This window comes from Cupriavidus sp. USMAA2-4, assembly GCF_001854305.1.
In the GTDB taxonomy this organism is placed as follows: Bacteria; Pseudomonadota; Gammaproteobacteria; order Burkholderiales; family Burkholderiaceae; genus Cupriavidus; species Cupriavidus malaysiensis.
Map to the genome: position 1 here is coordinate 4417715 of NZ_CP017748.1, position 22956 is coordinate 4440670.

Below are 22956 nucleotides of genomic sequence, written 5' to 3' on the forward strand. Positions count from 1 at the left end.
CCACCACCATGCTCCCCGACAGCGAATCCCTCCTCCTGCTCGTCACACGCAAGATGCCCTTCGGCAAGTACAAGGGGACGCTGATCGCCGACCTGCCCGGCAACTACCTGAACTGGTTCGCGCGCGAGGGCTTCCCTCCGGGCGAGCTGGGCCGCCTGCTGGCGTTGATGCAGGAGCTGGACCACAACGGCCTGGGGCACCTGCTGCAGCCGCTGCGCGAGCGGGTTTGAGCGGCGGGGAGGACATCCGTGCGCCCTCGCGCACGGCCGATCTGGTGTATGGTGCGCCTCCGTGGCAGCCCGCGCACGCCGGGCAGGATGAAAACCAAGGAGACCCCATGCCCACCGCACGATCCCCCCATCGCCTGAGAACCCTGGCCGTGTCGAGCGCGCTCGCCTGGCTGGCCGTGGCTGCCCCGCAGGCGGCGCTGGCCGCGGACGGTGCCAGGCACGATGCCTTCTTCTGGCTGGGCGAGATCAACAAGGCGTCGACGGTGATCAATACCGACGAGGGGCTGCTCGAGCGGACGCTGGCGCCGCGCGTGGCCGGCGGCATCGCCAAGGTGCTGGCCGACGGCGACAAGCCCGGCGGCAAGCGCCCGTCCCTGGTGATCACCTTCGAGCCGCTGATGATCCAGGCCGCCGGACAGGAGGTCACGCTGATCCACGCCGGGCGTTCCAGCCAGGACATGCTGGCCACGGTGCGCGCGGCCATGCTGCGCGAAGAGGTGCTGGGTCTGGCCGACCAGCTCGACAAGACTTCGGCCACCATCGTCAAGCTGGCGCGCCAGCATGCCGGCACCATCGTGCCCAACTACACCAATGGCGTGGCGGCGCAGCCGAACAGCTACGGGCACTACCTGCTCGGGATCCAGGCCGGCCTGGAACGCGACGCGCAGCGCCTGCGCGAGGCCTACCAGCGTATCGACCGCTCGCCGATGGGCACCACGGTGCTCAACGGCACCGGCTGGCCGCTCGACCGCCAGCGCATGGCGGGCTATCTCGGCTTCTCCGCCCTGGTCGACAACGCCTACGATGCGTCGCAGATCAGCGCGGTCGACCTGCCGGTGGAGGTCGGCGCCATCGTCACCAGCATCGCCCTGCACGTCGGCGGCTTCATCGAGGACGTGATGACGCAGTACGCGCAGCCGCGCCCATGGATCCTGCTGCAGGAAGGGGGCGGCAATACCTATGTGTCCAGCGCGATGCCGCAGAAGCGTAATCCCGGCCTGCTGAATTCCACCCGCGAGAAGGCCTCCACCGCGATCACGCTGGCCATGGGGCCGGTGATCCGCGCGCACAACCTGCCGCCGGGCATGTCCGACGCCAAGGATGCGGTGACCAACGGGCAGATGGTGCAGAGCGCGGTGACCGCGCTGCAAGGGCTCGACCGCATCATGACGGCGCTGGTGATCGACCGCCAGCGCGCGCTGGAGGAGCTGGACAGCGACTGGACCGCGTCGCAGGAACTGGCCGACGAGCTGATGCGCAAGTACAAGCTGCCGTTCCGCGTCGGTCATCACTTCGCCTCCAACCTGGTCGACTACGCCAAGGCGCACGACATCAGGCCCAGTGCCTTTCCCTACGCCGAGGCCAGGCGCATCTATGCGGAGTCGGTGCACGACTACGGCAGTACCGAGTTCCCGATGAGCGAGGCGGAGTTCCGCGCGGCGCTCGACCCGGTGGCCATCGTCAACCACCGTGTGACCTCCGGCGGCCCGCAGCCGGCGGAAATGGAACGCATGCTGAAGGCCGCCGAGCAGGATCTGGCGCGGCAGCAGGCGTGGATCCAGGCGCGCCGCGGTGCCATCGATGCCTCGCTGGCCCGGCTCGACCGGGATTTCGACAAGCTGCTGAAGTGAAGGAAGGCCGCGGCGCGGCCGCGGGCCATCGGACAGGCGGCCGTCAGGCAGCCGGCTGTCCGGCCGGGCGCGCGGTGCCGGCGCCGAAGCGCTTGCGCAGCTCGCGCCTGGCGCCTTGCAGCGGGCCGTCGGCGGTCTCCACTGTAGCGTGCAGGTAGTCTTCGCTGGCGTCCAGCAATGCCGTGTACATGTCGCGGCACATCATGCGTGCGGTGCGGCCCGGCCAGTCGGCCGGCAGCAGGGCTTCGGGCAGGTCGGGGTCGCGCAGCAGCACGCGGCGGTACTCATGCAGCAGCAGGGCCCGCAGGAAGAAGGCGTCGACCGGCGCCAGGCCGGCGGCACTGTCCAGCAGCGGCGAGAAGCGGCGCAGCAGCGCCTGCCAGGCGGCGGCCACGTCGCCCAGCCGGAAGGTCTGTTGCATCAGGACCTGCAGCGGCTCCAGCGAGAAGGCGGCCAGGCTGGCCGCCTCCATCACCGCCACATAGTCGAGCGCCTTGGCGGCAGTGAGGATTTCCCGCAGCGATGACGCGTCCGCTCGCGGATGGGCGAACACGCCGGGAGCGATGGCGCCGAAGCCTTCCCACAACAGCTCCCGCTTCAGTTGCTGCCGCAGCGTGGCGCGGGCGTCGCCGCGCACCAGCACCAGGGTCCAGCGTCCGTCCCACTGTGCCGCTTCGCCGGCATAGATGCGCTTGCCCGCGTGCGTCACACGCTGCAATCCCGCTTCCGACAGCCCGTAGTAACTGCGCCGTCCGAGGCGCGTGGCACTGAGCCAGTCGTCCGCGGCCAGCCGGAACGTCGCGGTGCGCACCAGCCGGTCGTTGATGCCGAATGGTGCCGCGAGGTGGATCAGGCTGCCCAGCCAGAGCGCCTGCGGCCGTGGCGCCACCACATCGCCGAACAAGGTCACCAGCATCGAATTGGCGCCGAGCTTGAGTCCGCGGGCGAGCCGCGCAAGCTGGGGAGAAACGGTGTCGATATCCAGGCGGGTGGCCATGCGTACACCTTGAAAGTGATACAGAAACATCGATTGTTTGAATCAAATTGTATCACTATCATCCCCTTCATCGAGACGGTTTGACGCAGGTCAAGGCCTGGAAAAACGGAGCACGGGATGTACGCACAACTGGTGGAGACGGGGGCGACAAGGCTTCGCGCGCTGGACGAAATGGACCCGCAGGAGCGCGAGTTCCAGGCGCGCATCGATGCCGGCATCAAGATCGAGGCCAAGGACTGGATGCCCGAGGCCTACCGCAAGACGCTGGTCCGCCAGATCTCGCAGCATGCGCATTCCGAGATCGTGGGACAGCTGCCCGAGGGCAACTGGGTCACCCGTGCACCCACGCTGGAACGCAAGGCGATCCTGCTGGCCAAGATCCAGGATGAAGCGGGCCACGGCCTCTATCTCTACAGCGCGGCGGAAACGCTGGGCGTGTCGCGCGACCAGTTGCTGGATGACCTGCACGCCGGCAAGGCCAAGTACTCCAGCATCTTCAACTACCCCACGCTGAGCTGGGCCGACATCGGCGCCATCGGCTGGCTGGTGGACGGTTCCGCCATCATCAACCAGGTGCCGCTGTGCCGTTGTTCCTTCGGCCCCTATGCCCGTGCCATGGTGCGGGTATGCAAAGAAGAGTCGTTCCACCAGCGCCAGGGCTACGACATCCTGCTGGCGCTGTGCCGCGGCACGCCGGAGCAGAAGCAGATGGCGCAGGACGCGCTGAACCGGTGGTGGTGGCCGGCGCTGATGATGTTCGGCCCGTCCGACGCCGATTCGCCCAACAGCGCGCAATCGATGCAGTGGCGCATCAAGCTGTTCTCCAACGACGAGCTGCGCCAGAAGATGGTCGACCAGACCGTGCCGCAGGCCGAGTACCTGGGCCTGACCGTTCCCGATCCGGACCTGAAGTGGAACGAGGAACGCGGCCACTACGACTTCGGCGCCATCGACTGGGACGAGTTCTACAACGTGCTGCGCGGCAACGGGCCGTGCAACCGCGAACGCCTGCGCACGCGCGTCAAGGCCTGGGACGACGGCGCCTGGTTCCGCGACGCCCTGGTGGCGCACGCCGACAAGGCAGAGTGCGCCGCCGCCTGACACCGGGCGCGCCAGCCGGCGCGCCGACCCACCGCCAACCTGACAGGAGAGTTGCCATGAAAGAGTGGCCGCTTTGGGAGATCTTTATCCGCAGCCAGCACGGCCTGGCCCACAAGCATGTGGGCAGCCTGCATGCGCCCGATGGCGAGATGGCCATCAACCATGCGCGCGATGTCTACACGCGCCGCAACGAAGGCGTCAGCGTCTGGGTGGTGAAGGCCGCCGACGTGATGGCGAGTAGCCCGGGCGACAAGGGCCCGCTGTTCGAGCCCGCCAACAGCAAGATCTACCGGCACCCGACGTTCTTCCCGATGCCGGAAGAGGTCAAGCACATCTGATGGCTGCGCGCGAGGACGACTCCACCATGGACCAACACAAGCTCGAATACCTGCTGCGCCTGGGCGACAGCACGCTGGTACTGGGCCAGCGCCTGTCGGAATGGTGCGGTCGCGGCCCCGCCCTGGAAGAGGACATCGCCCTGACCAACGTGGCGCTGGACCTGATCGGCCAGACGCGCCTGTGGCTGGGCTATGCCGGGGAAGTGGAGGGGGCCGGCCGCAGCGCCGACCAGCTCGCCTACCTGCGCGACGCGCACCAGTTCCGCAACCTGCTGCTGGTCGAGCAGCCCAACGGCAGCTATGCCGATACGCTGGCGCGCCAGTTCCTGTTCGACACCTGGCACTACTTCCTGCTCGACGGCCTGCAGCGCAGCGCCGATGCGCGCATCGCCGAGATCGCGGCCAAGTCGCTGAAGGAGGTGGCCTACCACGCGCGCCGCAGCGCCGACCTGGTGGTGCGCCTGGGCGACGGCACCGTGGAAAGCCGGCGCCGCATGCAGCAGGCCTTCGACGATCTGTGGATGTTCACCGGCGAGTTGTTCGAAAGCGATGCCGCCGACGCGGCGCTGGCGGCGCAGGGTGTGGCCGTCGACCCGGCCACGCTGGCCGGCGCGTGGCTGCGCCATGTCGACGAGGTGCTGGACGAGGCGACGCTGAGCCGCCCGGCCGGCGGCTGGGCGCAGAGCGGCGGACGCCAGGGCCGGCATAGCGAGCACCTGGGCTACCTGCTGGCCGAGATGCAGTTCCTGCAGCGCGCCTATCCGGGCGCCAGCTGGTGAGGGAGGCCGCCATGTCAGCGACAGTTGCCGAGCGCGCCAGCCTGGACCAGGTCTGGGCCTGGCTGGACAAGGTGCCGGACCCGGAAGTCCCGGTGATCTCGGTGGTGGACCTGGGCATCGTGCGCGATGTGGCCTGGCTGGACGACACCTGCGTCGTCACCATCACGCCGACGTACTCGGGTTGTCCGGCCATGACGGCGATCCGCGAGGAGATCGAGCGCACGCTGGCGGCGCACGGCGTCGAGCACGTCAGCGTGCAGACGCGCCTGGCCCCGGCCTGGACCACCGACTGGATGAGCGCGCGCGGCAAGGCCAGCCTGTCCGGCTACGGCATCGCGCCGCCGGCGGAGCAGGCCATCGACATCAGCGGCCTGCGCGGCGCCGGCGGCTCGCTTGCCATCGGCCGCAAGGCCTCGCCGGCACTGGTGGTGGCCTGCCCGCACTGCGGCTCGCGCCACACCCGCCTGGTCAGCCAGTTCGGCTCCACGGCATGCAAGGCCCTGTACCGCTGCGGCGACTGCAAGGAGCCGTTCGATTACTTCAAGGCTCACTGAACGAGACAGGTGGGGAGATGAGCAAATTCCATGAGCTGACGGTGGCTTCGGTCACCCGCGAGACCCGCGATGCGGTGGCGGTGACCTTCGCCGTGCCCGACGCGCTGGCCGATGCCTACCGCTACGTGCAAGGGCAGCACCTGACGCTGCGCGCCGGCATCGACGGCGAAGACGTGCGCCGCTCGTATTCGATCTGCTCGGCGGTGCAGGACCGGCGCCTGCGCGTGGCCATCAAGCGGGTCGAAGGCGGGCGCTTCTCCAACTGGGCGAACGACACGCTGCACCCCGGCATGACGCTGGAAGTGATGCCGCCGGCCGGACACTTCCACGTGCCGCTGGCCGAAGCCAATCGCCGCCACTACGTCGCCTTTGCCGCCGGCAGCGGCATCACGCCGATGCTGTCGATCATCAAGACCACGCTGATGACGGAGCCCGGCAGCCGCTTCACGCTCTTCTACGGCAACCGCGCCTCGTCGTCGGTGCTGTTCAAGGAAGAGCTGGAAGACCTGAAGGACACCTACCTGGAACGCTTCAACCTGGTCTTCGTGCTGAGCCGCGAGCAGCTCGACATCGAGCTGTTCAACGGTCGCATCGACGGCGACAAGGTACGGGCCCTGCTGCGCCACTGGGTGAAGCCGGAGGACATCGACGTGGCCTTCATCTGCGGCCCGCATTCGATGATGGAAGAGGTGGCGCAGGCGCTGCAGGAGAGCGGGGTGGACAAGGCGAGCATCAAGCGCGAGCTGTTCGCCACCAGCCTTCCTGCCGCGCGGCCGGTGGCACACGTACATAAGCAGGTGGGCCGGCAGCAGTGCGAGGTGACCGTGATCCAGGACGGCCGCACGCGCCGGTTCACGCTCGACAAGCACAAGGAGACCGTGCTCGACGCCGCGCTGGCCCAAGGCATCGAACTGCCGTACGCCTGCAAGGGCGGTGTCTGCTCGACCTGCCGTTGCAAGCGTATCGAGGGCGAGGTGGACATGGACGTCAACTTCGCGCTGGAGGACTACGAGGTGGCGCGCGGCTTCATCCTGAGCTGCCAGAGCTACGCCGTCAGCGACAAGCTGGTCATCGATTTCGACCAGGAAACCTGACAGCCGGAGCGCTGCCAGGTATCCAAGTATCCAACCCATCCATCACGCCGTCCATGCCATCCAGGCAGGCAGTCGCCGTTTTCCCGGAGCAAGCTGTGTCCCATCCGTTTTTCACCCGCCACCAGGCGTTGCTGGAGCAAGCCACCGAAGCCATCGCCACGCGCGGCTACTGGAGCCCGTTCGTCGAAATGCCGAGCCCGAAGGCCTACGGTGAGAGCGCCAACGCGGACGGCCGCGCCGCCTTCGAGGCGCGCCTGGGCCGGCCGTTCGCGCTGTCCCAGCCCGGCACCGTGGGCGAGGCGGGCCAGGAAGTCTCGCCCTACGGCATGGCACTGGGCGTGCGTTATCCGAAGCCCGATCTCGATCAGCTCTTCGCCGGCGTGGCGCAGGCACTGCCGGCCTGGCGCAAGGCCGGCCCCGAGGCCTGGGTCGGCGTCTCGCTGGAGATCCTGCAGCGCTTGAACCGCCGCAGCTTCGAAATCGCCTATGCGGTGATGCACACCACCGGCCAGGCCTTCATGATGGCCTTCCAGGCGGGCGGTCCGCACGCGCAGGACCGCGGCCTGGAAGCCGTGGCCTATGCCTGGGACGAGATGCGCCGCATCCCCAGGCGCGCGCTGTGGGAGAAGCCCCAGGGCAAGAACGAGCCGCTGCGCATGGAAAAGCAGTACACCGTGGTACCGCGCGGCGTGGGCCTGGTGATCGGCTGCTGCACTTTCCCCACCTGGAACGGCTACCCCGGCCTGTTCGCCAGCCTGGCGACCGGCAATGCCGTGGTGGTCAAGCCGCATCCGGGCGCCATCCTGCCGCTGGCCATCACCGTGGAAGTGGCGCGCGAAGTGCTGGCGGAAGCCGGCTTCGATCCCGATATCGTCACCCTGGTGGCCAACGATCCCAGCGAACACATGGCGTCGACGCTGGCACTGCGCCCCGAAGTGCGCCTGATCGATTTCACCGGCAGCACCGCCAACGGCGACTGGCTGGAGCGCAACGCCCGGCAGGCCCAAGTCTTCACGGAGAAGGCCGGTGTCAACCAGATCGTCATCGACTCCACCGCTGACTTCAAGGGCATGGTGCGCAATATCGCGTTCTCGCTCGCCCTGTACTCCGGCCAGATGTGCACGGCGCCGCAGAACATCTATGTGCCCAAGGACGGCATCGAGACGCCGGAAGGGCGCTTGAGCTTCGACCACGTGGCCGCCGCCATCGGCGAAGCCGTGGGCAAGCTGACCGGCGATCCCGCCAAGGCGGTGGAACTGCTCGGCGCGATCCAGAACGACGGCGTGGTGCGGCGCATCGCGGCATCGCGCGCACTGGGCGAGATCGTGGTCGACAGCCGTGCCCTGGTACACCCGGAATTTCCCGGCGCGCGCGTGCATACGCCGCTGGTGCTGAAGACCGATGCCAGCGACGAAGGCAAGATCATGCAGGAACTGTTCGGCCCGATCTCCTTCGTAGTGGCCACCGAGGACACCGCGCACAGCATCGCGCTGGCCCGCCGCGGCGCGAAGGAGCATGGCGCGCTGACGCTGTCGGCCTACACCACCGACGATGGTGTGGCCGATGCCATCCGCGATGCGGCGGAGGACGCCGGCGTGGCGCTGTCGTTCAACCTGACCGGCGCCGTCTTCGTCAACCAGTCGGCCGCCTTCAGCGATTTCCATGCCACCGGTGCGAACCCCGCCGCCAATGCGTCGCTGTCCGACGCGGCGTTCGTGGCCAACCGCTTCCGCGTGGTGCAGAGCCGCTCGCATCTCTGATTTCCGCGCAGCACCCGCAGCACCCGCAGCACCCGCAGCACCCGCAGCACCCGCAGCACCCGCAGCACCCGCAGTGCCCGCGCGCCGCCCCCCTCGTATCCGGCGCCATGATGACAACGATGGAGTAGACAATGGTCCAACGCATCCCCCACCCCGACGAGCTGGAACCGATCGAGCGTGCCAGCCGCGACGAACTGCAGGCGCTGCAGCTGGAACGGCTGAAATGGAGCGTGCGCCATGCCTACGACAACGTGCCGCACTATCGCCGCGCCTTCGATGCCGCGGGCGTGGCGCCGGATGACCTGAAGTCGCTGTCGGACCTGTCGAAGTTCCCCTTCCTGGTCAAGCAGGACCTGCGCGACAACTATCCCTTCGGCATGTTCGCCGTGCCGCGCCAGAAGATCGCCCGCGTGCACGCCTCGAGCGGCACCACGGGCAAGCCCACCGTGGTGGGCTACACCGCGCGCGACCTCGATACCTGGGCTACCGTGGTGGCGCGCTCTATCCGCGCCGCCGGCGGACGGCCCGGCGACCTGGTGCACGTGAGCTACGGCTATGGCCTGTTCACCGGCGGCCTGGGCGCGCACTACGGCGCGGAGAGGGCCGGTTGCACGGTGGTGCCGATGTCGGGCGGCCAGACCGAGAAGCAGGTGCAGCTGATCCGCGAGTTCCAGCCGGACATCATCATGGTCACGCCGTCCTACATGCTCAACCTCATCGAAGAGATGATGCGCCAGGGCATGGACCCCACCGAGACTTCGCTGAAGCTCGGGATCTTCGGCGCCGAGCCCTGGACCGACGCGATGCGGGCGGAGATCGAGGCGCGCGCGGGCATCGACGCGGTCGACATCTACGGCCTGTCCGAGGTCATGGGACCGGGCGTGGCCTGCGAATGCGTGGAGAGCAAGGACGGGCCGGTCATCTGGGAAGACCATTTCTACGCGGAAATCATCGACCCCGTCACCGGCGAAGTCCTGCCGGACGGGGAAGAAGGGGAACTGGTGTTCACCTCGTTGACCAAGGAAGCCCTGCCGGTGATCCGCTACCGCACGCGCGACCTGACGCGCCTGCTGCCGCCGACCTCGCGCTCCATGCGCCGCATCGGCAAGATCACCGGCCGCTCCGACGACATGCTGATCATCCGCGGCGTGAACGTGTTCCCGTCGCAGATCGAGGAACTGATCCTGAAGACGCCCGCGCTGGCCCCGCAGTTCCAGCTGGTGGTGACGCGCGACGGCCATCTCGATACCCTGGCCGTGCGCGTGGAAGCCCGCCCGGAGGCCGCGGGGGCGCTGGGCGCGGAGGGCAGGGCAGTCCTGGAGCGCGAGCTGAAGGCCCAGATCAAGACCTACGTCGGCGTCACCACGCAGGTACAGGTGGTGGACGCGAACGGCATCGAGCGTGCCACCACCGGCAAGGCGCGGCGCGTGCTGGACATGCGGCCCAAGATCACCGGCGAGGCACTGGCCGAGGCCGGGTGACGAAGCGGGCGGGGCAGGCGGCGTCGATCCGGCGGCCGGCTGTCGGCGACGGAATGTGATAATTCAGCCGCTCGGAACTCGTCGAACGACCTTTTTTGCTCCTGCGCGAATCCTCTCGCGCGTCCGCTGCCTCTTGTCGGTCGAGGGACTTCCTCGACTTTCAGGAGATGACGATGTTCTACGTGAAGAATGTGCCGGGCTGGGAGCGCATGCTGCGCATCGTTGCCGGAGCGCTTGCCGTCGCCGGTGCGCTGGCCTGGCTGCCCGCTAGCTGGCGCATCGCCGGAGCGCTCGCCGCCGCTGGCATCGTGGTATCCGGCCTGGTAGGCTTCTGCCCGATGTGCGCCATGGTCGGGCGGCGCCTGGACAAAGGCGCCGTCACCCGGCGGAACTGACATGAAGGTTGCCGAGCAACACCTGCCGCTGCTGCAGCAAGCCCAGACCGGGGATCCCGCAGCGCTGGCGGAGATCCTGCGCCTGTGCCAGCCCGATATCCGGCGTTACGCCAAGCGGCATTGCCTGGTCAGCGACATCGACGACGCCGTGCAGGAAGCGCTGCTGATCCTGTCACGCCACATCGGCTCGCTGCGCGCGCTGGCCGCGCTCTCGGGCTGGCTGTTCCGTGTGGTCGAGCGCGAATGCCGCCGGCTGGGACGCAAGGCGCTCCGCTTCGATCCCTACGACGAGGAAAAGCTCGACCACTGGCTGGGCTCGCATTCCCGCGAGGGCCTGCGCATGGAGCTGGCCAGCGCCCTCGAATCCTTGCCGGCGGATTATCGCCAGATCATCCTGCTGCGCGACTTCGAGGAGCTGACCGTGCGGGAACTTGCCGAGCGCCTGGGCATCAGCCAGGCGGCGGCCAAGAGCCGCCTGCACCGGGCACGGACGATGGCGCGGGAGTACCTGCTCGGTTAAGCGTGTACCCGCGGGCGGCCCGGCCGCCGCGGGGGCCTGCCGACCGCGAATGCCGCGTGCGAGAGGCCTGCCGGGAACGCGGAAACCCGCCTCGCAATGGATGGATCGACGCGCACCAGTTCACAAAATCGCTTCCAGCCGTTACAATGCGCCCCCTTGCCCAGATGGCGGAATTGGTAGACGCACTATCTTGAGGGGGTAGCGCCGCGAGGCGTGCGGGTTCGAGTCCCGCTCTGGGCACCACGTCATTGGCCGCTGCAGTCCGCAGTGGTTCACCATCCCAAGTAAATCAAGGATTTAGGCGCATTTTGCGTCCGTCGGTGTTCGCCGTCGAAGGTTGGCATCCGGCACTTTTTGGGGCATTCTTAGGGGCATCGCTGATGCCCCCATTCCCGGTGCCCCTATCCGATGCCCCGTACCGTTGAGCCACTGACCGACACGAAGATCCGCAACGCCAAGCCGCGCGAGCGGCCCTATAAGCTGTTCGACGGGGGAGGCCTCTATGTCGAGGTCATGGCCGACGGGCGGAAACTCTGGCGCTTCAAGTACATCCGGCCGTCCGGCAGTGAGAGCCGGCTTGGCTTCGGGGCCTATCCTACGGTTTCCCTGGCCCAGGCGCGCGCGCAGCGCGAGGCGGCACGCGCCCAAGTGGCCGCGGGCCGTGATCCGGGTGTCGTCAAGGAAGAAGGGCGCCGGGCAGCCAAGATTGCTGCTGGCCATTCATTCGAGGCGGTGGCCCGCGGCTGGTTCGAGACGCAGAAGGAAAGCTGGACCGAGAGCCACGCCGCCCGGGTGATTGCCTCCATGGAAAGGGAGGTCTTTCCGGAGATCGGGGCCATGTCGGTCGCTGACATTCGGGCGCCTGCCATCTTGGAAGTGTTGCGCAAGGTCGAGGCGCGCGGCGTGCGCGAGACGACGAAGCGGCTGCTGCAGCGGATGCGCGGCGTCTTCCACTATGGAATCATCAACGGCGTGTGCGACCGTAATCCCGCGGCCGACATCGACAGCGTCTCGGCGCTGCGTTCGGCGCCCGTCCAACACCAGACCCGAATCCCGCTCGCCGAGCTGCCGCAGCTGCTGCGTGACATTGATACCTATCCGGGCGACCCGGTGACACGCCTGGCGATGCAGCTGATGACCCTCACGTTCGTCCGCACCAAGGAGCTGATCCAGGCGCGCTGGGAAGAGTTCGACGAGGACAAGGCGGAGTGGCGCATTCCCGCCGAGCGGATGAAGATGCGTGACCCTCATGTCGTGCCGCTGTCCACCCAGGCCCTGAGAGTGCTCGGCGAGCTGCGCGAGCTCACTGGCCGGCGCGAGTTCGTCTTCTTCAGCGCGCGCGGCCGTGGTGGCCATATCAGCAATAACACGATTCTCTATGCGCTGTACCGAATGGGATACCACTCGCGGATGACCGGGCACGGGTTCCGTGGGCTGGCTTCAACGGCACTGAATGAGCTGGGCTTTCGGCCCGACGTCATCGAGCGCCAGCTTGCTCACGTGGAGCGGAACAAGGTACGGGCAGCATACAACCATGCGCAGTACCTGCCCGAGCGCCGCCAGATGATGCAGGCATGGGCCGACCACCTGAAGCACGTATTATCGACAGCAACGGAAACTGCGCGAAAGGAAATCGCGAATGGCTGAAGGATTTGATGACAGCGACAAGATCCGCCGCAACCTTGTCGTCTTCTCGACGGCGATCCTTGTTGGGGCATTCCTGAGCGTGAAAATCGACGGCAACATGAAGCTGCTTGGCATTGCGGAGATAGCCAAGCCCGAACCGTGGAAAGTATGGTCGGTGCTCGCCTCTATGGTCCTGTATCAGATTATTCGATACAGATTCGACGGCGAGACTGGGCAGCTTTTCGCCCAGGCACGAGACTTCCTTCGTGGCGTGTCGGCTCCGCTTGTGGGAAAGTATCTGTGCCGGCGGCTGCATCGCGACATCCTACGAACCGGAACGAGTCCGGTTCTTGAATCAACCGTCTTGACGGATGCAATTCGCCACTTGAGTAGTCACCAAGTGCCCGGGCAACCCGATGGAAGCGAAGAATGGGTACTCGCTCCGCTTTCAATGACTGGAATGCATGAGGGCGGCGTGTGGCAAGGTAGGCATCATTTTTCCATTGGCATTGTTGCCGGTGATTCGACACGGGTGACCGCCACCTACGCAGACTACAACGCGCCGAAACACGTGCGTGTGCCGATTTCCGTACGAGCGGTCCTTCAGCTGGTCTTCTACTCGAAAGTTGGAATAGATCTTCTTTTCCCGTTCCTTGTGGGCTTTTCGGCACTCGGCGTGTGCTTTTGGAAGTTGGGCGCCGCGCTGCTCGTCGGGACCCCTTGAAGACCCACCCTGCGATGTCTTCATTTGGCCATGTCGCCTGCGATCTGCTGCATTACCTGTGTAGCGCGTATTTTCGTTTTACCCGTATTACGGCTATTGCGGGGTCCGTGAACGGCTCCGGCCGCTTCGTCTTCGCGATGTAGAGCGGGTGCTTCGGGCTGCCGTCCTGGTTCAGGCCAAGGTGGTATAGCAGGTTCCCGCGCCCACACATGCGCACGATCCGCAGCAGTTCAGCCGCCTGTGCCGGCGCAGCCTTGTGCGCGCCCCAGGCGCAGATCACCATCGCGCAACGGTCGATCGCGTCCATGACAGCGCACTCGTTGTGGTCCGGACGGTCGCCCAGCGGGGCCGGGTGCGTCAGCAACCCGTCCGGGTCGGTCGACCGCAACGGGAAGAGGTTGACCACTTCCAGGCGACCGTACTTGCCGGCGATCGCGCGCTGCAGGCAGCGGGAGATGGTCGGGTCGTCGACCTGGTGGTCGGCCGTCGACGGGTTGAGCATGATGAAGCCGAGCGCCGGCCGGCCGCTGTCCCACTCGCGCCAGAGGCGGTAGCGGTATTGCTCGCAGTCCGAGAGGATGGCGCCGGCCTCGCCGACGAGGGTCTGGGTGATCAGGCGCTTCATGGGGCCTCCGATTTGCGAACGAGACACGGGAAGAGGTCCGCCAGTCCTTCTGGGCTGCACACCGGAGTGCGCGGGCGCCGCAGGCTTACCGGCACGCCGGCCACCATGACAGTCTCCCAGTCGTCGAGAGACGGGGCAGTGCCGGGGTAACGTTCGACCTGCATGGCCGCGCGGGCCTGTCGAAACTCGTCCAGCGTCAGCTCACGCATTGGACCCTCCGAAACTCCACCACCCACACCCAGGGATTCGCCTCCCAGGCGCCGGCGCCATTGATCCTGTCCCACAGGTCCGCATAGACAACGCGCGGGTCGTGGTCGGCCGCGCCGAAGTACTGCTCGCCAGGATTGACCACGTACCGACCGCTTGCGGGAAGGATGTGCAAGCCTTCGGCAACCGCGTCCGCCTCACTGCAGTCGTTCAGCCGCTCGACGCGCACGCCGGTGATTTCCAGCATCAGCCGGCACAGCGCGCGCGGCATGTGGATGCTCGACTTCCAGGTAATCGCCTTGGCCGGCGGGATGTTCTCGAAGCCGGCCGGCACGCAGGCCGGGTAGTCTGCGAGGTAGACGGTCGGGCCCGGGTCCAGTGCGGCCGGCTGTGCCCACGTCTCGCGCACCCACAGGCGGTCGCCGGGCTGGCCGTACGGGCAGCCGAAGCGGGGAAGAATCTCCCCAATCAAGTAGTCCCGAGGCCCGCTCAATGACCGACCGCCGTACTGCACCACGCAGTCGTCACCGTCGCGCAATTCCGGCTGCAGCTTCACGATGCGCCGCGTCTGCGTCTTCCGGCCATCGAGGATGGCGCGAACCATGGCGCCGGAGAACAGAATGGGGCGTTCTTTCATGGCGTCACTCTCCGAAGAGCAGCGGCTGGACTGCGCCGTTCTGGTAGACAACGGGCAGGACGGTATCGGCGCGCGGCTCATCCCCATCCCAGCCGTCAGGCCAGGTGCCTGCCTTGATCAGTTCGCGGATGCGCCGCTCTTCCTCCCGGTCGAGCATGTCGATCTCCGGGCGTCCGAGCGCGCGGGCAGCGGCGTTGCATTCCGCCTGAAGCTGCAGCACACGTTCCAGCCCCATCAGTCGTGCCTCGAATGTGAGCGGGCCCATGCGCTGCGGGTTCTTGGCTATCTCACCGCTTTTCAGGCGCTCCAGCCCCGCCTTCCGAATCCGGTGATGCGGCTCGCGCAGCTCGCGGTAGAGCGGCTTGAGGCCCTTGAGCGGCGCCAGGTGCGACCAGCGAGGGTTATGCAGCACCGTGTCGAGCGCTTTCTCTTCCTGGGCCAGGGGGCAGCCTGTACAGCCGGTGCGCGCATTTATCTCTTCGGCCTCGTCACCGCCGTAGGCATCCGCGATGGGGCGCGTCGACCAGTCGCCGAACTCGGCGGCCGGCGCCCAATGCTTCAGCCATTCCCAGACGTGGCACACGCGCCAGTGCAGAATCGGCGCCAGCGTGGCGATGCGCCCGCGCAAGCCGCGCGCGTTCGGTAGCACCTGCTGATACCAGCCTTGCCCACATTCGGCGCCGTCCTTGCCGCAGGACATCTCGATCCGCCTGTCACGGATCGCGCTCTCGCCCTGGCGTACGCCGGTGATCATGAGGATGCTGCCATCGAGTTCGCCGACGCGCGCCCTCAGAGCCTCTTCCATGGGATCCACCTTGATCTGCCGCGTGCACCACCGCAGGGTGTTGTTGTTCGGCGGCGGGACGCCGCGGCCCAGGATGTAGACGAAGAATCGTTTGTCGAGCGGGGCGCGGACGACTCGCACGTCGATGCCGCGATCGCGCAGCTCGTCCATCATTTGTGCTGCTGCGATGGCGAGCGGCGGCAGCTCCATGCGAGTGTCCGCGTAGAAGACCGTCAGGGTCTCCGGGCGCTTGACACGGCCGGTGTCGAGCAGATAGGCCAGCAGCGTGAGCGCGGCACTCGAATCCTTGCCGCCTGACCAGGCGACACCCCAGTGCTTGTGATCGGGCCCGTAGGCATTGAGCGACTGGATCGTCAGCTCGATGCTCTCGGTCATCTGCAGCCGCTGGCCGCCGTCAAATATCGAGGTCTGGACGCTCATGCTAGGATGCCTCCAAAAAATGGAGGGCGGGTGTGAAGGAAAGGTCTCGATGGCTTGCTGAAGCCTTCTTCTTGTTGGCTATGGGTGCTTTGGCCCTTGTGGCAGTCGGTGCTTTTCTGTGGTCTGTATGGCCCAAGGGTTGGCGAGGCGAAGGCGCCGCGGCATGGACGCAAGCTGTCGGAGCTATTGTTGGTATCGGCATTGCGATTTGGGTCCCGGCGAAGCAGGCTAGAGAAGCCCGCCAACAAGCGCAACGAGACAAGGCCGAAGCAATCCGGGCGATACGGGCGCTCGCGTGGCTCAGTGTCGGAGCTGCAGAAGATTGGTGGAGTAGTCTCCTTCAAGGACAGGACTGGTTTGACAAAGACGCATTCCAACGCGGGATGAAGGCCCTTGAGGGTGTTCCATTGCATAGCCTCCCGTCGCCAGCTGCAGTGAGAGCAGTGTCTGCATTGCGGAGTGTTCTGCCGAGACTCTTGGACGCAGTGAATCAAGCACGTAACACGTCGCTGGAGTCTGAGCGGAGAAGAAGGCAAGAGTTGAACGGCGAAGTAGATAGAATTGTGAAGGAGGCGTGCACTAGTCTCTATGAGCTCCAACGGCTGGCTGATGAAGTCGAGCATTCTTGCTAGACTGCGCGGACTGAGATCGGAATGGAGGTTGATTCTGTATGTCCGACAGTTGATCATCACACACCTCCCTCGTGCCGAGGGGCCAGCCGGCAGGGCTTCGCCCACATCTTTACCCGGCGCATCACCAGGCGGAAGTTCTTGCGACGCTGCCTAGCGTTCCCCGATGCGCGAGGATCGAGCCATTCGACATACTCCTTGGTGCTGCAGCACGGGCACGGAATGTCGCCGCCGCTGGTCAGGCCGCCGCCGGGCTCGTCGCAGCTGTCCAAGTCCCACAGTTCACCGTCGATGCACGTTGCGTCGGGATACGGTGCGCCGAAGTGCCTACCTTCGTATCCGCAGCTCATGCCGCACCTCCCTTGCGCTGGGCGGCCAGGGCGGCGTCGATGGCGGCGCGCGGATCGTCCTTGAACACCTCGCCTACGACGCGCTCATGCGGCCTTGCCTCATGGTGCTCGATCACGCGCCAGCCAATGTCGCCATCTCCTTGGCCGGTCGGCATGTCGAAGCAGCGGAGATCCCATGACTCGCGGGCCAGGGCGTCCAGTAGCACCGAATCGCGCGCCTCGCTGGGCTGGGCGGCGAGCAGGAAGCTGGCGACAACATCCACGGCTTTCAGGTCAAGCTCGCCCGGCTCACGATCAGGGGCAGGGAACCCGAGATAGACCTCGACAAGCAACTTTGCGGCTTCGCAGCGAGCCTCATCGGTCAGCGCGGCCGGCGATGCGCTCGGCGCAGGGGTGCAATCGGGGCACGGCACGCCGCCTTCGTCGGGGGCGTAGTAGCTCGGGCCACCGATCATGCCGTTGCCGTGGCAGGTCTGGCAGGCGCTCGGCTCGCTCTTCTGCGTCGATGCGGCGGGCGCTCGCAGGCTGGCGCGCACCGTACCGTCACGCTCGCTATGCGTCTTTTGCGCCGCCACTGGCGCGGCGTAGAGCGGAGTCCAGTCGGTCGTGAAGGGCTTCTCGCAATACTCACGGCCGTCGACTCCTTCGCGCACCCACGCCACCGCCTCGCCCTGCGCCTGCGACTGAGGCTGCGAGAGGGCGGCGCGGACGCCGTCAGCAAAGCGGCCGAGCGCGGCGTCCCATGCGTTCGTGCCCGGCGCGGCGACCAGCAGGCCGCAGTCGCGCGCGAGGGTCCAGTCGGTGTCCCGGCACTGTGCCGGAATGGTCGATTCGGTCATGCTGCCTCCTGCGCAGGTACCCAGCCCTTGCCGGTGTGGCGGATCTTCCCGGCCTTGCGCATGGCCTGCAGGCGGCGGTCCAAAACGCGCCATCCGGGGATCTCGTGCCACCTCGACAGACCGCGCGCCTTGTTCTCCTCGTCCGCGATGCGCTCACACTCCTTCTTGACGTCCCGCTGGTAGATCGAGCCGAAGTCGATCGGGCTGCCAACGATGGCGGCGATGATCAGGGCGTCGAGCTTTTCGTACTTGGTCTTGGTGGTGGTCATGCTGCGTCTCGCATCCGTTTCAGAAGATCGGCCTCGGGCCCGAAGTTCACCCAGCGGCTGAGCGCCTGGAAGGGGCTCTTCGCCGCGGCCCGGTTGATCGCTGCCGCCAGCCGTTCCAGCTCGAGCACGCGCGCCGCGGTGAGGACCGCCGACTCGCGGCCGATGGCGAGCAGCTGCTGTGCTTCGTCACGCTGGCGCTCGGCGGTGGCCACGCGCTGGTGCAGGTCGTTGATCAGGGTCTGGTCCATGGTCATCCTCGCGCCAGCATGCAGAGGTCCGAGAAGCGCCGCAGGCTGGCCTCCCAGCCGCGTAGCTCGCCGGTGCCGACGATGCGCGTCGGCCGCTCGCGCAGCTCTTCCGGCGCTGGGATGAAGAACATCCGGGTCTTGCCGTCGACCATGCGGCGGACCTGGCCGGATTCGAACAGCTCGGCCAGCATCTCGCGTGCCTGGTCGGTCGGCCGCTTGAACAGGTGGCCGATCTGGGTGGGCGTGTAGCGCTTGCCGGCGTTCTCGCGCAGGTGCGTTAGCACGTTGGTGCGGGTGAAGTGGCGGGCGAGCTGCATCAGTGGCCTCCGCGCGTGGCCAGGATCTGCTGATCCAGCCATTGCTGGATCTCTTCCTCGACCCAACCGCTGGCGCGGCCCATCTTGATGGGCCCGGGGAAGGTGTGCGCCTTGATGCGGTCGTAGATGGCTGTCTTGCCCAGTCCGACCATCTGGCGGACTTCGGGCATACGGAGGATGCGGCGTTGTGGTTGGGTGCTCATGCGAAGTGCCTCCCGTGGAGCTCGTCCAGCTTCTCGACCTGGTCGCCGCTGAGCTTCGTCACCTCGCCAGCGTGCATGCGCGTGGCCAGCGATCGCACGAAGCTCTGTTCCGAGGTGTTCAGGTCGTCGGTGCCCAGCAGCCCTTCCAGCCGCTGAATCATGGTGGTGGTGCTGACCATCACGCCGCCTCCCGCACGGTGCCGACCTGGTGGTCCTGGACCCAGAAGGGGGTGATCCCCTCGGGCAGCCCCGTCGGCATGCTCTTGAGGCTCATGAACACCAACGCGGTGTCGATCTCGCCGGCGTCAGCCAGGTCAGCCAGCCACCAGAAGAGCCGGTCGCGCTCGGCGCCGATCAGCACGTCCGCGCGGTCGAGCACCAGCAGGCGCAGGCCGGTGAGCTTGCCGATGGCGTAGGCGATCATGGCGTCCGCGCGCCACTGCTCGGATTCGGACAGCAGGGCATAGGGCCGGCCGTCGCCGGCGGTGACGGTCATGTCACGCTCGATGCCGACGCGGAACCATTCCGACAGGTTCGCCGCGGCCGCCAACTGCTCGTTGATGGGGCCCAGGGCCTCGGCCAGCAGGTCGGCCGGGATGCCGCTGGGGCCCAGGGCCTCGGCCAGGGCGTCCCAGGCAACCACGTCGGCGTGGTGCTGGCCGGCCTTGCGGGTCAGTTCGGCGGCCTCGCCGGCGGCGCGCTGCGCCGCGCGCGCGGCGGTCAGTTCTTCGCCGACGCCCTTGATGGCTTCCTGCAGGGTCTTCAGCTCGCTCTCGATCTTGCCGCGCAGCTCGGCGTCGTCGCCGGCGTCGGCCGCGGCGTCCTTGCGCAGCAGCTCGGCCTGATTGGCGGCCGCCGCTGCGGCGTCGCGCTCGGCGGTGCGGCTCTTCAGGGCGTTTTCCAGCACGGACAGGCTGCGCTCATACTCGGGCAGCCGGCCCGCGGCGTCCGGGTCGGCCTGGGCGGGCGCGCGCTGCGCCAGCTGGCCGGCCAGGTACTGCAGCAGGGCGCCGCATTCCGGGCAGGTGCACGACACGCCGGCCTGCTTGCCGCCAGCGGCGGCGCGCAGCGCTTCCACCTTGGGCTGGAAGGCATCGCGCTCAGCCAGGGCGCGCGCGACGGATTCTTCGGCCTTCGGCAACTGGTCGGCCTTGGCCACCAGCCCGGCGATCTTCTCGGCGCGCTGCCGGCGCTGCTGCTCGGCAGCGTCCATCTGGCCCAGCTGGCGCTGCAGATCGCCGGCGTCGCCGGTAGCCTCCGCGATCTCGGCTTCGAGCTCGGCGATCGCGGCTGCGGCATCCTGGGGCGCCGGGCCGCCGGCGGGGACCGGCGCGGTCCAGTCGGCCGCCTTCACGGCGCCGTAGTTCTCGTTCGTCAGCGCGCGCCAGGCGCCCTTGGCGGCGGTGGCCTTGGTCTGCGCTTCCTTGGCGGCCGCGTCGAAGCCGGCACGCACCAGCGGCAGGACGGCCTCGATCTTCTTCGCATCGCAGCCGCGGGCGGCCAGGCGCTCACGCACCATGTCGGTCCCCAGCTTCAGGCCCATCAGGTCGAAGAGGAACGCGCGGCGCGCCTTCTCGTCCAGACTGGCGAAGCGCTGGGCGTCCAGCACGTAGGCCAAGCGCGGGTCGTCGGGCAGCCCGTTCTTGGCCTTGCCGGAGGGCAGGGGCACGCTGTTGGCCTGGGGGCCGACCGAGACGACGATCGAGCCCGTCTCGGCGCCGTCGTGCAACAGCTGGCCGTAGTCCTTCTTCAGGCCGACGCGCACGCTCTCGCCGGCCAGCGCCAGGCGGACAGCCTCTTGAATCGAACTCTTGCCGGCGCCGTTCGGGCCGCAGATCAGCGAGACCGGCGTGGCCGGGATGATGTCGGCGGCCTGGATGCCCAGGAAGTTGCGGATGTGGATGGTGGTGATCTTCATGCTGTTGCCTCTGCGGTGATCAGGACCATGCGATTCCCAGCGGCGTCGGTGGCTGACACGTCGCCTCCTGCTTCGAGGGCCTCAAGGAGACGGGCAGCGCGGTTGTAGCCGATGCGAAGATGGCGCTGGACCAGGGAAATGGACGCGCTGCGGTGGCTGGCGACCAGCTCACGCGCCGCCGGAAGCAGCTCGTCGTCGGCGCCGTCGTAGGTGTTGACGTGACTGTGAGCCGCGCTGCCGTCGCCGAAGTCCAGTTCGCTGTCGCTCGGCGTCAGGCACAGGTCGATCTCGTCCTGCAGGAACTCGGCGACGCGCGCCACCTCGTCGCCGCTGGGCTTGAACGAGACCGCGAAGGTCACGCCGACCTTGAAGCCGTCCTTGGGTTCGAGGGCGAACTTCTTCACGCGCACGCCGGTGAAGGTGCTGCCCACCATGTCCAGCCGGTAGCTCTCCAGCTCATGGGCGAAGGTGATGGGGCCCATGACCTTGTTGCGCACCGCGCCGTTCGACAGGAAGACGAAGGTGGCCAGCTGCTCGTCGAAGTAGCGCGTGATCATGACGTCGGCCGTCGCCTTCAGCTTCAGGTCAACCGCCAGCTCTTGCGCGTCCTCGGGGCCTTCCTTCCTGGTGTTCAGGTGCAGGATGGTCGCGTTGCCCATGAATTGGAACTTGTCCATGGTGGTCTATCTCACTCGGCGCCGATCGGGGTGCGTGTGCGGCGCGCCGGCTGGGCGGTGGTGGCCGGCTCGGCGTCCGCCGGCGGGGCCAGCTCGCGCACGCGGCGCGCGGCCACCTGGTTGAGCGTGGCCTTTTCCTTCTCGTCGGCGATCTGCTTGATCTGGCCGCGGGCGAAGTCCAGGTCCTCGATCGTCTTGGCGCCCAGCAGCTCGCGGTTGATGGCTTGGAAGGAGGGGGCGTCGTCTGCGTCGGCGTGGCCATGAGCGGCCTGGTCGTCGCCGGGCGGCAGCAAGTCGTCTTCCTGGTCACCCTCGGCAGTGCCGGTGGGCGCGTCATCGCCGGAGGTCGTGGCGAACGTCTCGGGCTGGCGTTCGACGACTTCGGCAGGGCGGGCAGGCTGGGCGCGCTGCGCGCGTGGCTGTCGCGCGCCGCCACGCAGTTCGTCCACCGTGGCGCCGGAGACACTGAACGTGCCGTCCGGATGGACGTCGATGATGTCCATCGACTCTTCCACTGTCGGCAGGCCCATGCTCAGTTCGGGTGCGTTGGTGCGCGCCCAGAATGCCGCCGCCCGGTACATGAACATCTGGTCGGGCATGGTCTTCCACTTGGACCCGTTCTTCGAGTCCCAGCCCTCGGCGCGGACCATCTTCCAGGTCACCCAGACCCCATTCAGGCGCTCGCCCGTTGCCTTCTCGGTGGTCCAGGCGCGGCAGCCGTAGTCCTCGGAGCCGGGCTTGTCCTCGTTGCGCCATTCGTACTTGAGCGAGGCGTAGCGGCCGCAGGCGTTGACCGTGGCGATCAGGAACTTGCTCGACCAGCTCGGTTGCCCGTGCACGTCGTACAGGTTCTGCATAATGAAGATCGGGTCCGCGTTCATACGCTGCGCCATGTTCAGCGCGATCATGCAGCTGGCCAGGTTGCCGCGGTAGGCCTTGGGCACGAGGTCAGTGCTCACGAAGGCCTTGGCGACGCGCTGCATGAGCTCGAAGCCTTGGAGATCGAAGAAGCCGGCGCGGACGGTCGGCATCTGCGCTTCGCGCGGGCCGGCGCTCTGTTTCATCTCGGCGAGGGTAGTGGTGGCGGTCATTGCGTGTCCTTTGCGGTGGCTCGTTTGTTGCGGTTCTGCTCGGTTCGCGTGGCCCACCGGCAGTTGCCGGGTTCGTAGTTGCCGTTGCTTTCGATGCGGTCCAGCGTCTTGTCTGGCGGGCGCTCGCCCATGTCCGCGAGAAAGGCTTGGAAGCTGGTTTTCCAGGCTTCGGCGACCTTGATCCCTCTGCCGCCGTAGTCCTTGAACTGCTCGTGGGTGGGATCACTGCAGCGAGCGAGCATCGCGCGCCAGCTGCGATAGGTCGGTGATGCGTAGTGCCCGTGCTTGGTCTGCTTTGCGCGCATCATCTCGGCGCGAAGGCAGCCGCACGACCGAGACTCGCCGCTGCGCAGCGTCTGCGAGGCGATGACGCGCTCAACGCCGCACGCACATCGGCACAGGTATCGCGTTGGCGCGGGCGGGCTCATGGCGCGGGACAGCACTGTCCACTTGCCGAACACTTTGCCTTCGAGAGGGATGCGCTGCATGGC

The 22956-nt window shown here is 67.2% G+C and carries 27 protein-coding genes and 1 tRNA gene; 14 read left to right on the forward strand and 14 right to left on the reverse strand.

What is annotated here, in order from left to right; genetic code table 11:
• Window positions 1-8 precede the first annotated feature (8 nt).
• Together BKK79_RS19710 and BKK79_RS19715 are read left to right on the forward strand one after the other, a co-directional pair.
• Window positions 9-230 carry a DUF3820 family protein gene (locus BKK79_RS19710; RefSeq protein WP_071038297.1) on the forward strand — a complete coding sequence of 74 codons (222 nt, stop codon included), beginning with the start codon at window positions 9-11 and terminating at the stop codon, window positions 228-230.
• Between the two features lie 107 nt (window positions 231-337).
• Window positions 338-1861: an argininosuccinate lyase gene (locus tag BKK79_RS19715; RefSeq protein WP_071013252.1), complete on the forward strand. Its 1524-nt coding sequence runs from the start codon at window positions 338-340 to the stop codon at window positions 1859-1861.
• A 43-nt stretch (window positions 1862-1904) separates the two neighbouring features.
• On the opposite strand, the gene paaX is transcribed toward BKK79_RS19715, so the two are convergent.
• Entirely contained in the window at window positions 1905-2858 is a 954-nt protein-coding gene (paaX, locus tag BKK79_RS19720) for a phenylacetic acid degradation operon negative regulatory protein PaaX (protein ID WP_071038298.1), read from the reverse strand.
• A 117-nt stretch (window positions 2859-2975) separates the two neighbouring features.
• Here paaX and paaA point away from each other — a divergent pair, with 117 nt between their 5' ends.
• From paaA to BKK79_RS19780, 12 genes are all read left to right on the forward strand, one after another.
• Window positions 2976-3959 (forward strand): 1,2-phenylacetyl-CoA epoxidase subunit PaaA, encoded by a 984-nt coding sequence (gene paaA, locus BKK79_RS19725; protein ID WP_071038299.1) that lies wholly within the window; start codon window positions 2976-2978, stop codon window positions 3957-3959.
• A 56-nt stretch (window positions 3960-4015) separates the two neighbouring features.
• The gene (gene paaB / locus BKK79_RS19730; protein WP_071013245.1) at window positions 4016-4297 is read left to right on the forward strand and encodes a 1,2-phenylacetyl-CoA epoxidase subunit PaaB; all 282 of its coding nucleotides are present in this window, start codon (window positions 4016-4018) and stop codon (window positions 4295-4297) included.
• Between the two features lie 26 nt (window positions 4298-4323).
• A complete protein-coding gene (paaC, locus tag BKK79_RS19735) occupies window positions 4324-5076 on the forward strand; it encodes a 1,2-phenylacetyl-CoA epoxidase subunit PaaC (RefSeq protein WP_071038580.1) in 753 nt (250 codons plus the stop codon).
• A gap of 11 nt (window positions 5077-5087) precedes the next feature.
• Window positions 5088-5630 (forward strand): 1,2-phenylacetyl-CoA epoxidase subunit PaaD, encoded by a 543-nt coding sequence (gene paaD, locus BKK79_RS19740; RefSeq protein WP_071038300.1) that lies wholly within the window; start codon window positions 5088-5090, stop codon window positions 5628-5630.
• Window positions 5631-5647: 17 nt separating this feature from the next.
• Window positions 5648-6724, forward strand: coding sequence for a 1,2-phenylacetyl-CoA epoxidase subunit PaaE (paaE, locus tag BKK79_RS19745; protein ID WP_071038301.1), 1077 nt, complete (start codon window positions 5648-5650; stop codon window positions 6722-6724).
• 95 nt (window positions 6725-6819) lie between these two features.
• Window positions 6820-8484: a phenylacetic acid degradation protein PaaN gene (gene paaN / locus BKK79_RS19750; protein ID WP_071038302.1), complete on the forward strand. Its 1665-nt coding sequence runs from the start codon at window positions 6820-6822 to the stop codon at window positions 8482-8484.
• 131 nt (window positions 8485-8615) lie between these two features.
• Window positions 8616-9965, forward strand: coding sequence for a phenylacetate--CoA ligase PaaK (paaK, locus tag BKK79_RS19755; protein WP_071038303.1), 1350 nt, complete (start codon window positions 8616-8618; stop codon window positions 9963-9965).
• 173 nt (window positions 9966-10138) lie between these two features.
• A complete protein-coding gene (locus tag BKK79_RS19760) occupies window positions 10139-10360 on the forward strand; it encodes a YgaP-like transmembrane domain (RefSeq protein ID WP_071013232.1) in 222 nt (73 codons plus the stop codon).
• Between the two features lies 1 nt (window position 10361).
• Window positions 10362-10880: an RNA polymerase sigma factor gene (locus tag BKK79_RS19765; RefSeq protein WP_071038304.1), complete on the forward strand. Its 519-nt coding sequence runs from the start codon at window positions 10362-10364 to the stop codon at window positions 10878-10880.
• Between the two features lie 158 nt (window positions 10881-11038).
• Window positions 11039-11123 (forward strand) — tRNA-Leu (locus tag BKK79_RS19770).
• A gap of 165 nt (window positions 11124-11288) precedes the next feature.
• Window positions 11289-12527, forward strand: a complete 1239-nt coding sequence (locus BKK79_RS19775) for a tyrosine-type recombinase/integrase (RefSeq protein WP_071038305.1) — start codon at window positions 11289-11291, stop codon at window positions 12525-12527.
• Window positions 12520-13230, forward strand: coding sequence for a hypothetical protein (locus BKK79_RS19780; RefSeq protein WP_071038306.1), 711 nt, complete (start codon window positions 12520-12522; stop codon window positions 13228-13230). Before BKK79_RS19775 ends, BKK79_RS19780 begins: the two co-directional genes overlap by 8 nt.
• A 52-nt stretch (window positions 13231-13282) precedes the next feature.
• Here BKK79_RS19780 and BKK79_RS19785 read toward each other — a convergent pair whose 3' ends face one another.
• From BKK79_RS19785 to BKK79_RS40435, 13 genes are all read right to left on the reverse strand, one after another.
• Entirely contained in the window at window positions 13283-13855 is a 573-nt protein-coding gene (locus BKK79_RS19785) for a DUF1643 domain-containing protein (protein ID WP_071038307.1), read from the reverse strand.
• A 196-nt stretch (window positions 13856-14051) separates the two neighbouring features.
• Window positions 14052-14699 (reverse strand): hypothetical protein, encoded by a 648-nt coding sequence (locus BKK79_RS19795; protein ID WP_071038309.1) that lies wholly within the window; start codon window positions 14697-14699, stop codon window positions 14052-14054.
• A 4-nt stretch (window positions 14700-14703) separates the two neighbouring features.
• The gene (locus BKK79_RS19800) at window positions 14704-15924 is read right to left on the reverse strand and encodes a phosphoadenosine phosphosulfate reductase domain-containing protein (RefSeq protein ID WP_071038310.1); all 1221 of its coding nucleotides are present in this window, start codon (window positions 15922-15924) and stop codon (window positions 14704-14706) included.
• 975 nt (window positions 15925-16899) lie between these two features.
• Window positions 16900-17742: a hypothetical protein gene (locus BKK79_RS19805; protein ID WP_071038311.1), complete on the reverse strand. Its 843-nt coding sequence runs from the start codon at window positions 17740-17742 to the stop codon at window positions 16900-16902.
• Entirely contained in the window at window positions 17739-18011 is a 273-nt protein-coding gene (locus BKK79_RS19810; RefSeq protein WP_071038312.1) for a hypothetical protein, read from the reverse strand. Before BKK79_RS19810 ends, BKK79_RS19805 begins: the two co-directional genes overlap by 4 nt.
• Window positions 18008-18259 carry a hypothetical protein gene (locus BKK79_RS19815; RefSeq protein ID WP_071038595.1) on the reverse strand — a complete coding sequence of 84 codons (252 nt, stop codon included), beginning with the start codon at window positions 18257-18259 and terminating at the stop codon, window positions 18008-18010. The genes BKK79_RS19810 and BKK79_RS19815 overlap by 4 nt, the downstream gene beginning before the upstream one ends.
• A gap of 2 nt (window positions 18260-18261) precedes the next feature.
• Window positions 18262-18576, reverse strand: coding sequence for a hypothetical protein (locus tag BKK79_RS19820; protein ID WP_071038314.1), 315 nt, complete (start codon window positions 18574-18576; stop codon window positions 18262-18264).
• On the reverse strand, window positions 18576-18779 hold the full coding sequence (locus BKK79_RS19825) for a helix-turn-helix transcriptional regulator (RefSeq protein ID WP_071038315.1): 204 nt from the start codon (window positions 18777-18779) through the stop codon (window positions 18576-18578). Before BKK79_RS19825 ends, BKK79_RS19820 begins: the two co-directional genes overlap by 1 nt.
• Window positions 18776-18958 carry a hypothetical protein gene (locus tag BKK79_RS19830; protein WP_071038316.1) on the reverse strand — a complete coding sequence of 61 codons (183 nt, stop codon included), beginning with the start codon at window positions 18956-18958 and terminating at the stop codon, window positions 18776-18778. The genes BKK79_RS19825 and BKK79_RS19830 overlap by 4 nt, the downstream gene beginning before the upstream one ends.
• The gene (locus tag BKK79_RS19835) at window positions 18958-20697 is read right to left on the reverse strand and encodes an AAA family ATPase (protein WP_071038317.1); all 1740 of its coding nucleotides are present in this window, start codon (window positions 20695-20697) and stop codon (window positions 18958-18960) included. The genes BKK79_RS19830 and BKK79_RS19835 overlap by 1 nt, the downstream gene beginning before the upstream one ends.
• Window positions 20694-21374, reverse strand: coding sequence for a DNA translocase FtsK (locus BKK79_RS42130; protein ID WP_071038318.1), 681 nt, complete (start codon window positions 21372-21374; stop codon window positions 20694-20696). Before BKK79_RS42130 ends, BKK79_RS19835 begins: the two co-directional genes overlap by 4 nt.
• An 11-nt stretch (window positions 21375-21385) precedes the next feature.
• Window positions 21386-22465 carry a hypothetical protein gene (locus tag BKK79_RS19845; RefSeq protein ID WP_071038319.1) on the reverse strand — a complete coding sequence of 360 codons (1080 nt, stop codon included), beginning with the start codon at window positions 22463-22465 and terminating at the stop codon, window positions 21386-21388.
• Window positions 22462-22953 carry a hypothetical protein gene (locus tag BKK79_RS40435; RefSeq protein ID WP_157128446.1) on the reverse strand — a complete coding sequence of 164 codons (492 nt, stop codon included), beginning with the start codon at window positions 22951-22953 and terminating at the stop codon, window positions 22462-22464. The genes BKK79_RS19845 and BKK79_RS40435 overlap by 4 nt, the downstream gene beginning before the upstream one ends.
• Between the last annotated feature and the right edge of the window lie 3 nt (window positions 22954-22956).

What these genes read in the sequence shown, in the direction of transcription:
- BKK79_RS19830 (WP_071038316.1), bottom strand. Translation starts at nt 18,958, where the DNA reads ATGGTCAGCACCACCACCATGATTCAGCGGCTGGAAGGGCTGCTGGGC.
- BKK79_RS19810 (WP_071038312.1), bottom strand. Translation starts at nt 18,011, where the DNA reads ATGACCACCACCAAGACCAAGTACGAAAAGCTCGACGCCCTGATCATC.
- BKK79_RS40435 (WP_157128446.1), bottom strand. Translation starts at nt 22,953, where the DNA reads ATGCAGCGCATCCCTCTCGAAGGCAAAGTGTTCGGCAAGTGGACAGTG.
- BKK79_RS19760 (WP_071013232.1), top strand. Translation starts at nt 10,139, where the DNA reads ATGTTCTACGTGAAGAATGTGCCGGGCTGGGAGCGCATGCTGCGCATC.
- paaX (WP_071038298.1), bottom strand. Translation starts at nt 2,858, where the DNA reads ATGGCCACCCGCCTGGATATCGACACCGTTTCTCCCCAGCTTGCGCGG.
- BKK79_RS19815 (WP_071038595.1), bottom strand. Translation starts at nt 18,259, where the DNA reads ATGGACCAGACCCTGATCAACGACCTGCACCAGCGCGTGGCCACCGCC.
- BKK79_RS19715 (WP_071013252.1), top strand. Translation starts at nt 338, where the DNA reads ATGCCCACCGCACGATCCCCCCATCGCCTGAGAACCCTGGCCGTGTCG.
- paaA (WP_071038299.1), top strand. Translation starts at nt 2,976, where the DNA reads ATGTACGCACAACTGGTGGAGACGGGGGCGACAAGGCTTCGCGCGCTG.
- paaK (WP_071038303.1), top strand. Translation starts at nt 8,616, where the DNA reads ATGGTCCAACGCATCCCCCACCCCGACGAGCTGGAACCGATCGAGCGT.
- BKK79_RS19780 (WP_071038306.1), top strand. Translation starts at nt 12,520, where the DNA reads ATGGCTGAAGGATTTGATGACAGCGACAAGATCCGCCGCAACCTTGTC.
- paaB (WP_071013245.1), top strand. Translation starts at nt 4,016, where the DNA reads ATGAAAGAGTGGCCGCTTTGGGAGATCTTTATCCGCAGCCAGCACGGC.
- BKK79_RS19805 (WP_071038311.1), bottom strand. Translation starts at nt 17,742, where the DNA reads ATGACCGAATCGACCATTCCGGCACAGTGCCGGGACACCGACTGGACC.
- BKK79_RS19795 (WP_071038309.1), bottom strand. Translation starts at nt 14,699, where the DNA reads ATGAAAGAACGCCCCATTCTGTTCTCCGGCGCCATGGTTCGCGCCATC.
- paaC (WP_071038580.1), top strand. Translation starts at nt 4,324, where the DNA reads ATGGACCAACACAAGCTCGAATACCTGCTGCGCCTGGGCGACAGCACG.
- BKK79_RS19785 (WP_071038307.1), bottom strand. Translation starts at nt 13,855, where the DNA reads ATGAAGCGCCTGATCACCCAGACCCTCGTCGGCGAGGCCGGCGCCATC.
- paaE (WP_071038301.1), top strand. Translation starts at nt 5,648, where the DNA reads ATGAGCAAATTCCATGAGCTGACGGTGGCTTCGGTCACCCGCGAGACC.
- BKK79_RS19825 (WP_071038315.1), bottom strand. Translation starts at nt 18,779, where the DNA reads ATGAGCACCCAACCACAACGCCGCATCCTCCGTATGCCCGAAGTCCGC.
- BKK79_RS42130 (WP_071038318.1), bottom strand. Translation starts at nt 21,374, where the DNA reads ATGGACAAGTTCCAATTCATGGGCAACGCGACCATCCTGCACCTGAAC.
- BKK79_RS19765 (WP_071038304.1), top strand. Translation starts at nt 10,362, where the DNA reads ATGAAGGTTGCCGAGCAACACCTGCCGCTGCTGCAGCAAGCCCAGACC.
- paaD (WP_071038300.1), top strand. Translation starts at nt 5,088, where the DNA reads ATGTCAGCGACAGTTGCCGAGCGCGCCAGCCTGGACCAGGTCTGGGCC.
- BKK79_RS19710 (WP_071038297.1), top strand. Translation starts at nt 9, where the DNA reads ATGCTCCCCGACAGCGAATCCCTCCTCCTGCTCGTCACACGCAAGATG.
- BKK79_RS19845 (WP_071038319.1), bottom strand. Translation starts at nt 22,465, where the DNA reads ATGACCGCCACCACTACCCTCGCCGAGATGAAACAGAGCGCCGGCCCG.
- BKK79_RS19800 (WP_071038310.1), bottom strand. Translation starts at nt 15,924, where the DNA reads ATGAGCGTCCAGACCTCGATATTTGACGGCGGCCAGCGGCTGCAGATG.
- BKK79_RS19835 (WP_071038317.1), bottom strand. Translation starts at nt 20,697, where the DNA reads ATGAAGATCACCACCATCCACATCCGCAACTTCCTGGGCATCCAGGCC.
- BKK79_RS19820 (WP_071038314.1), bottom strand. Translation starts at nt 18,576, where the DNA reads ATGCAGCTCGCCCGCCACTTCACCCGCACCAACGTGCTAACGCACCTG.
- BKK79_RS19775 (WP_071038305.1), top strand. Translation starts at nt 11,289, where the DNA reads ATGCCCCGTACCGTTGAGCCACTGACCGACACGAAGATCCGCAACGCC.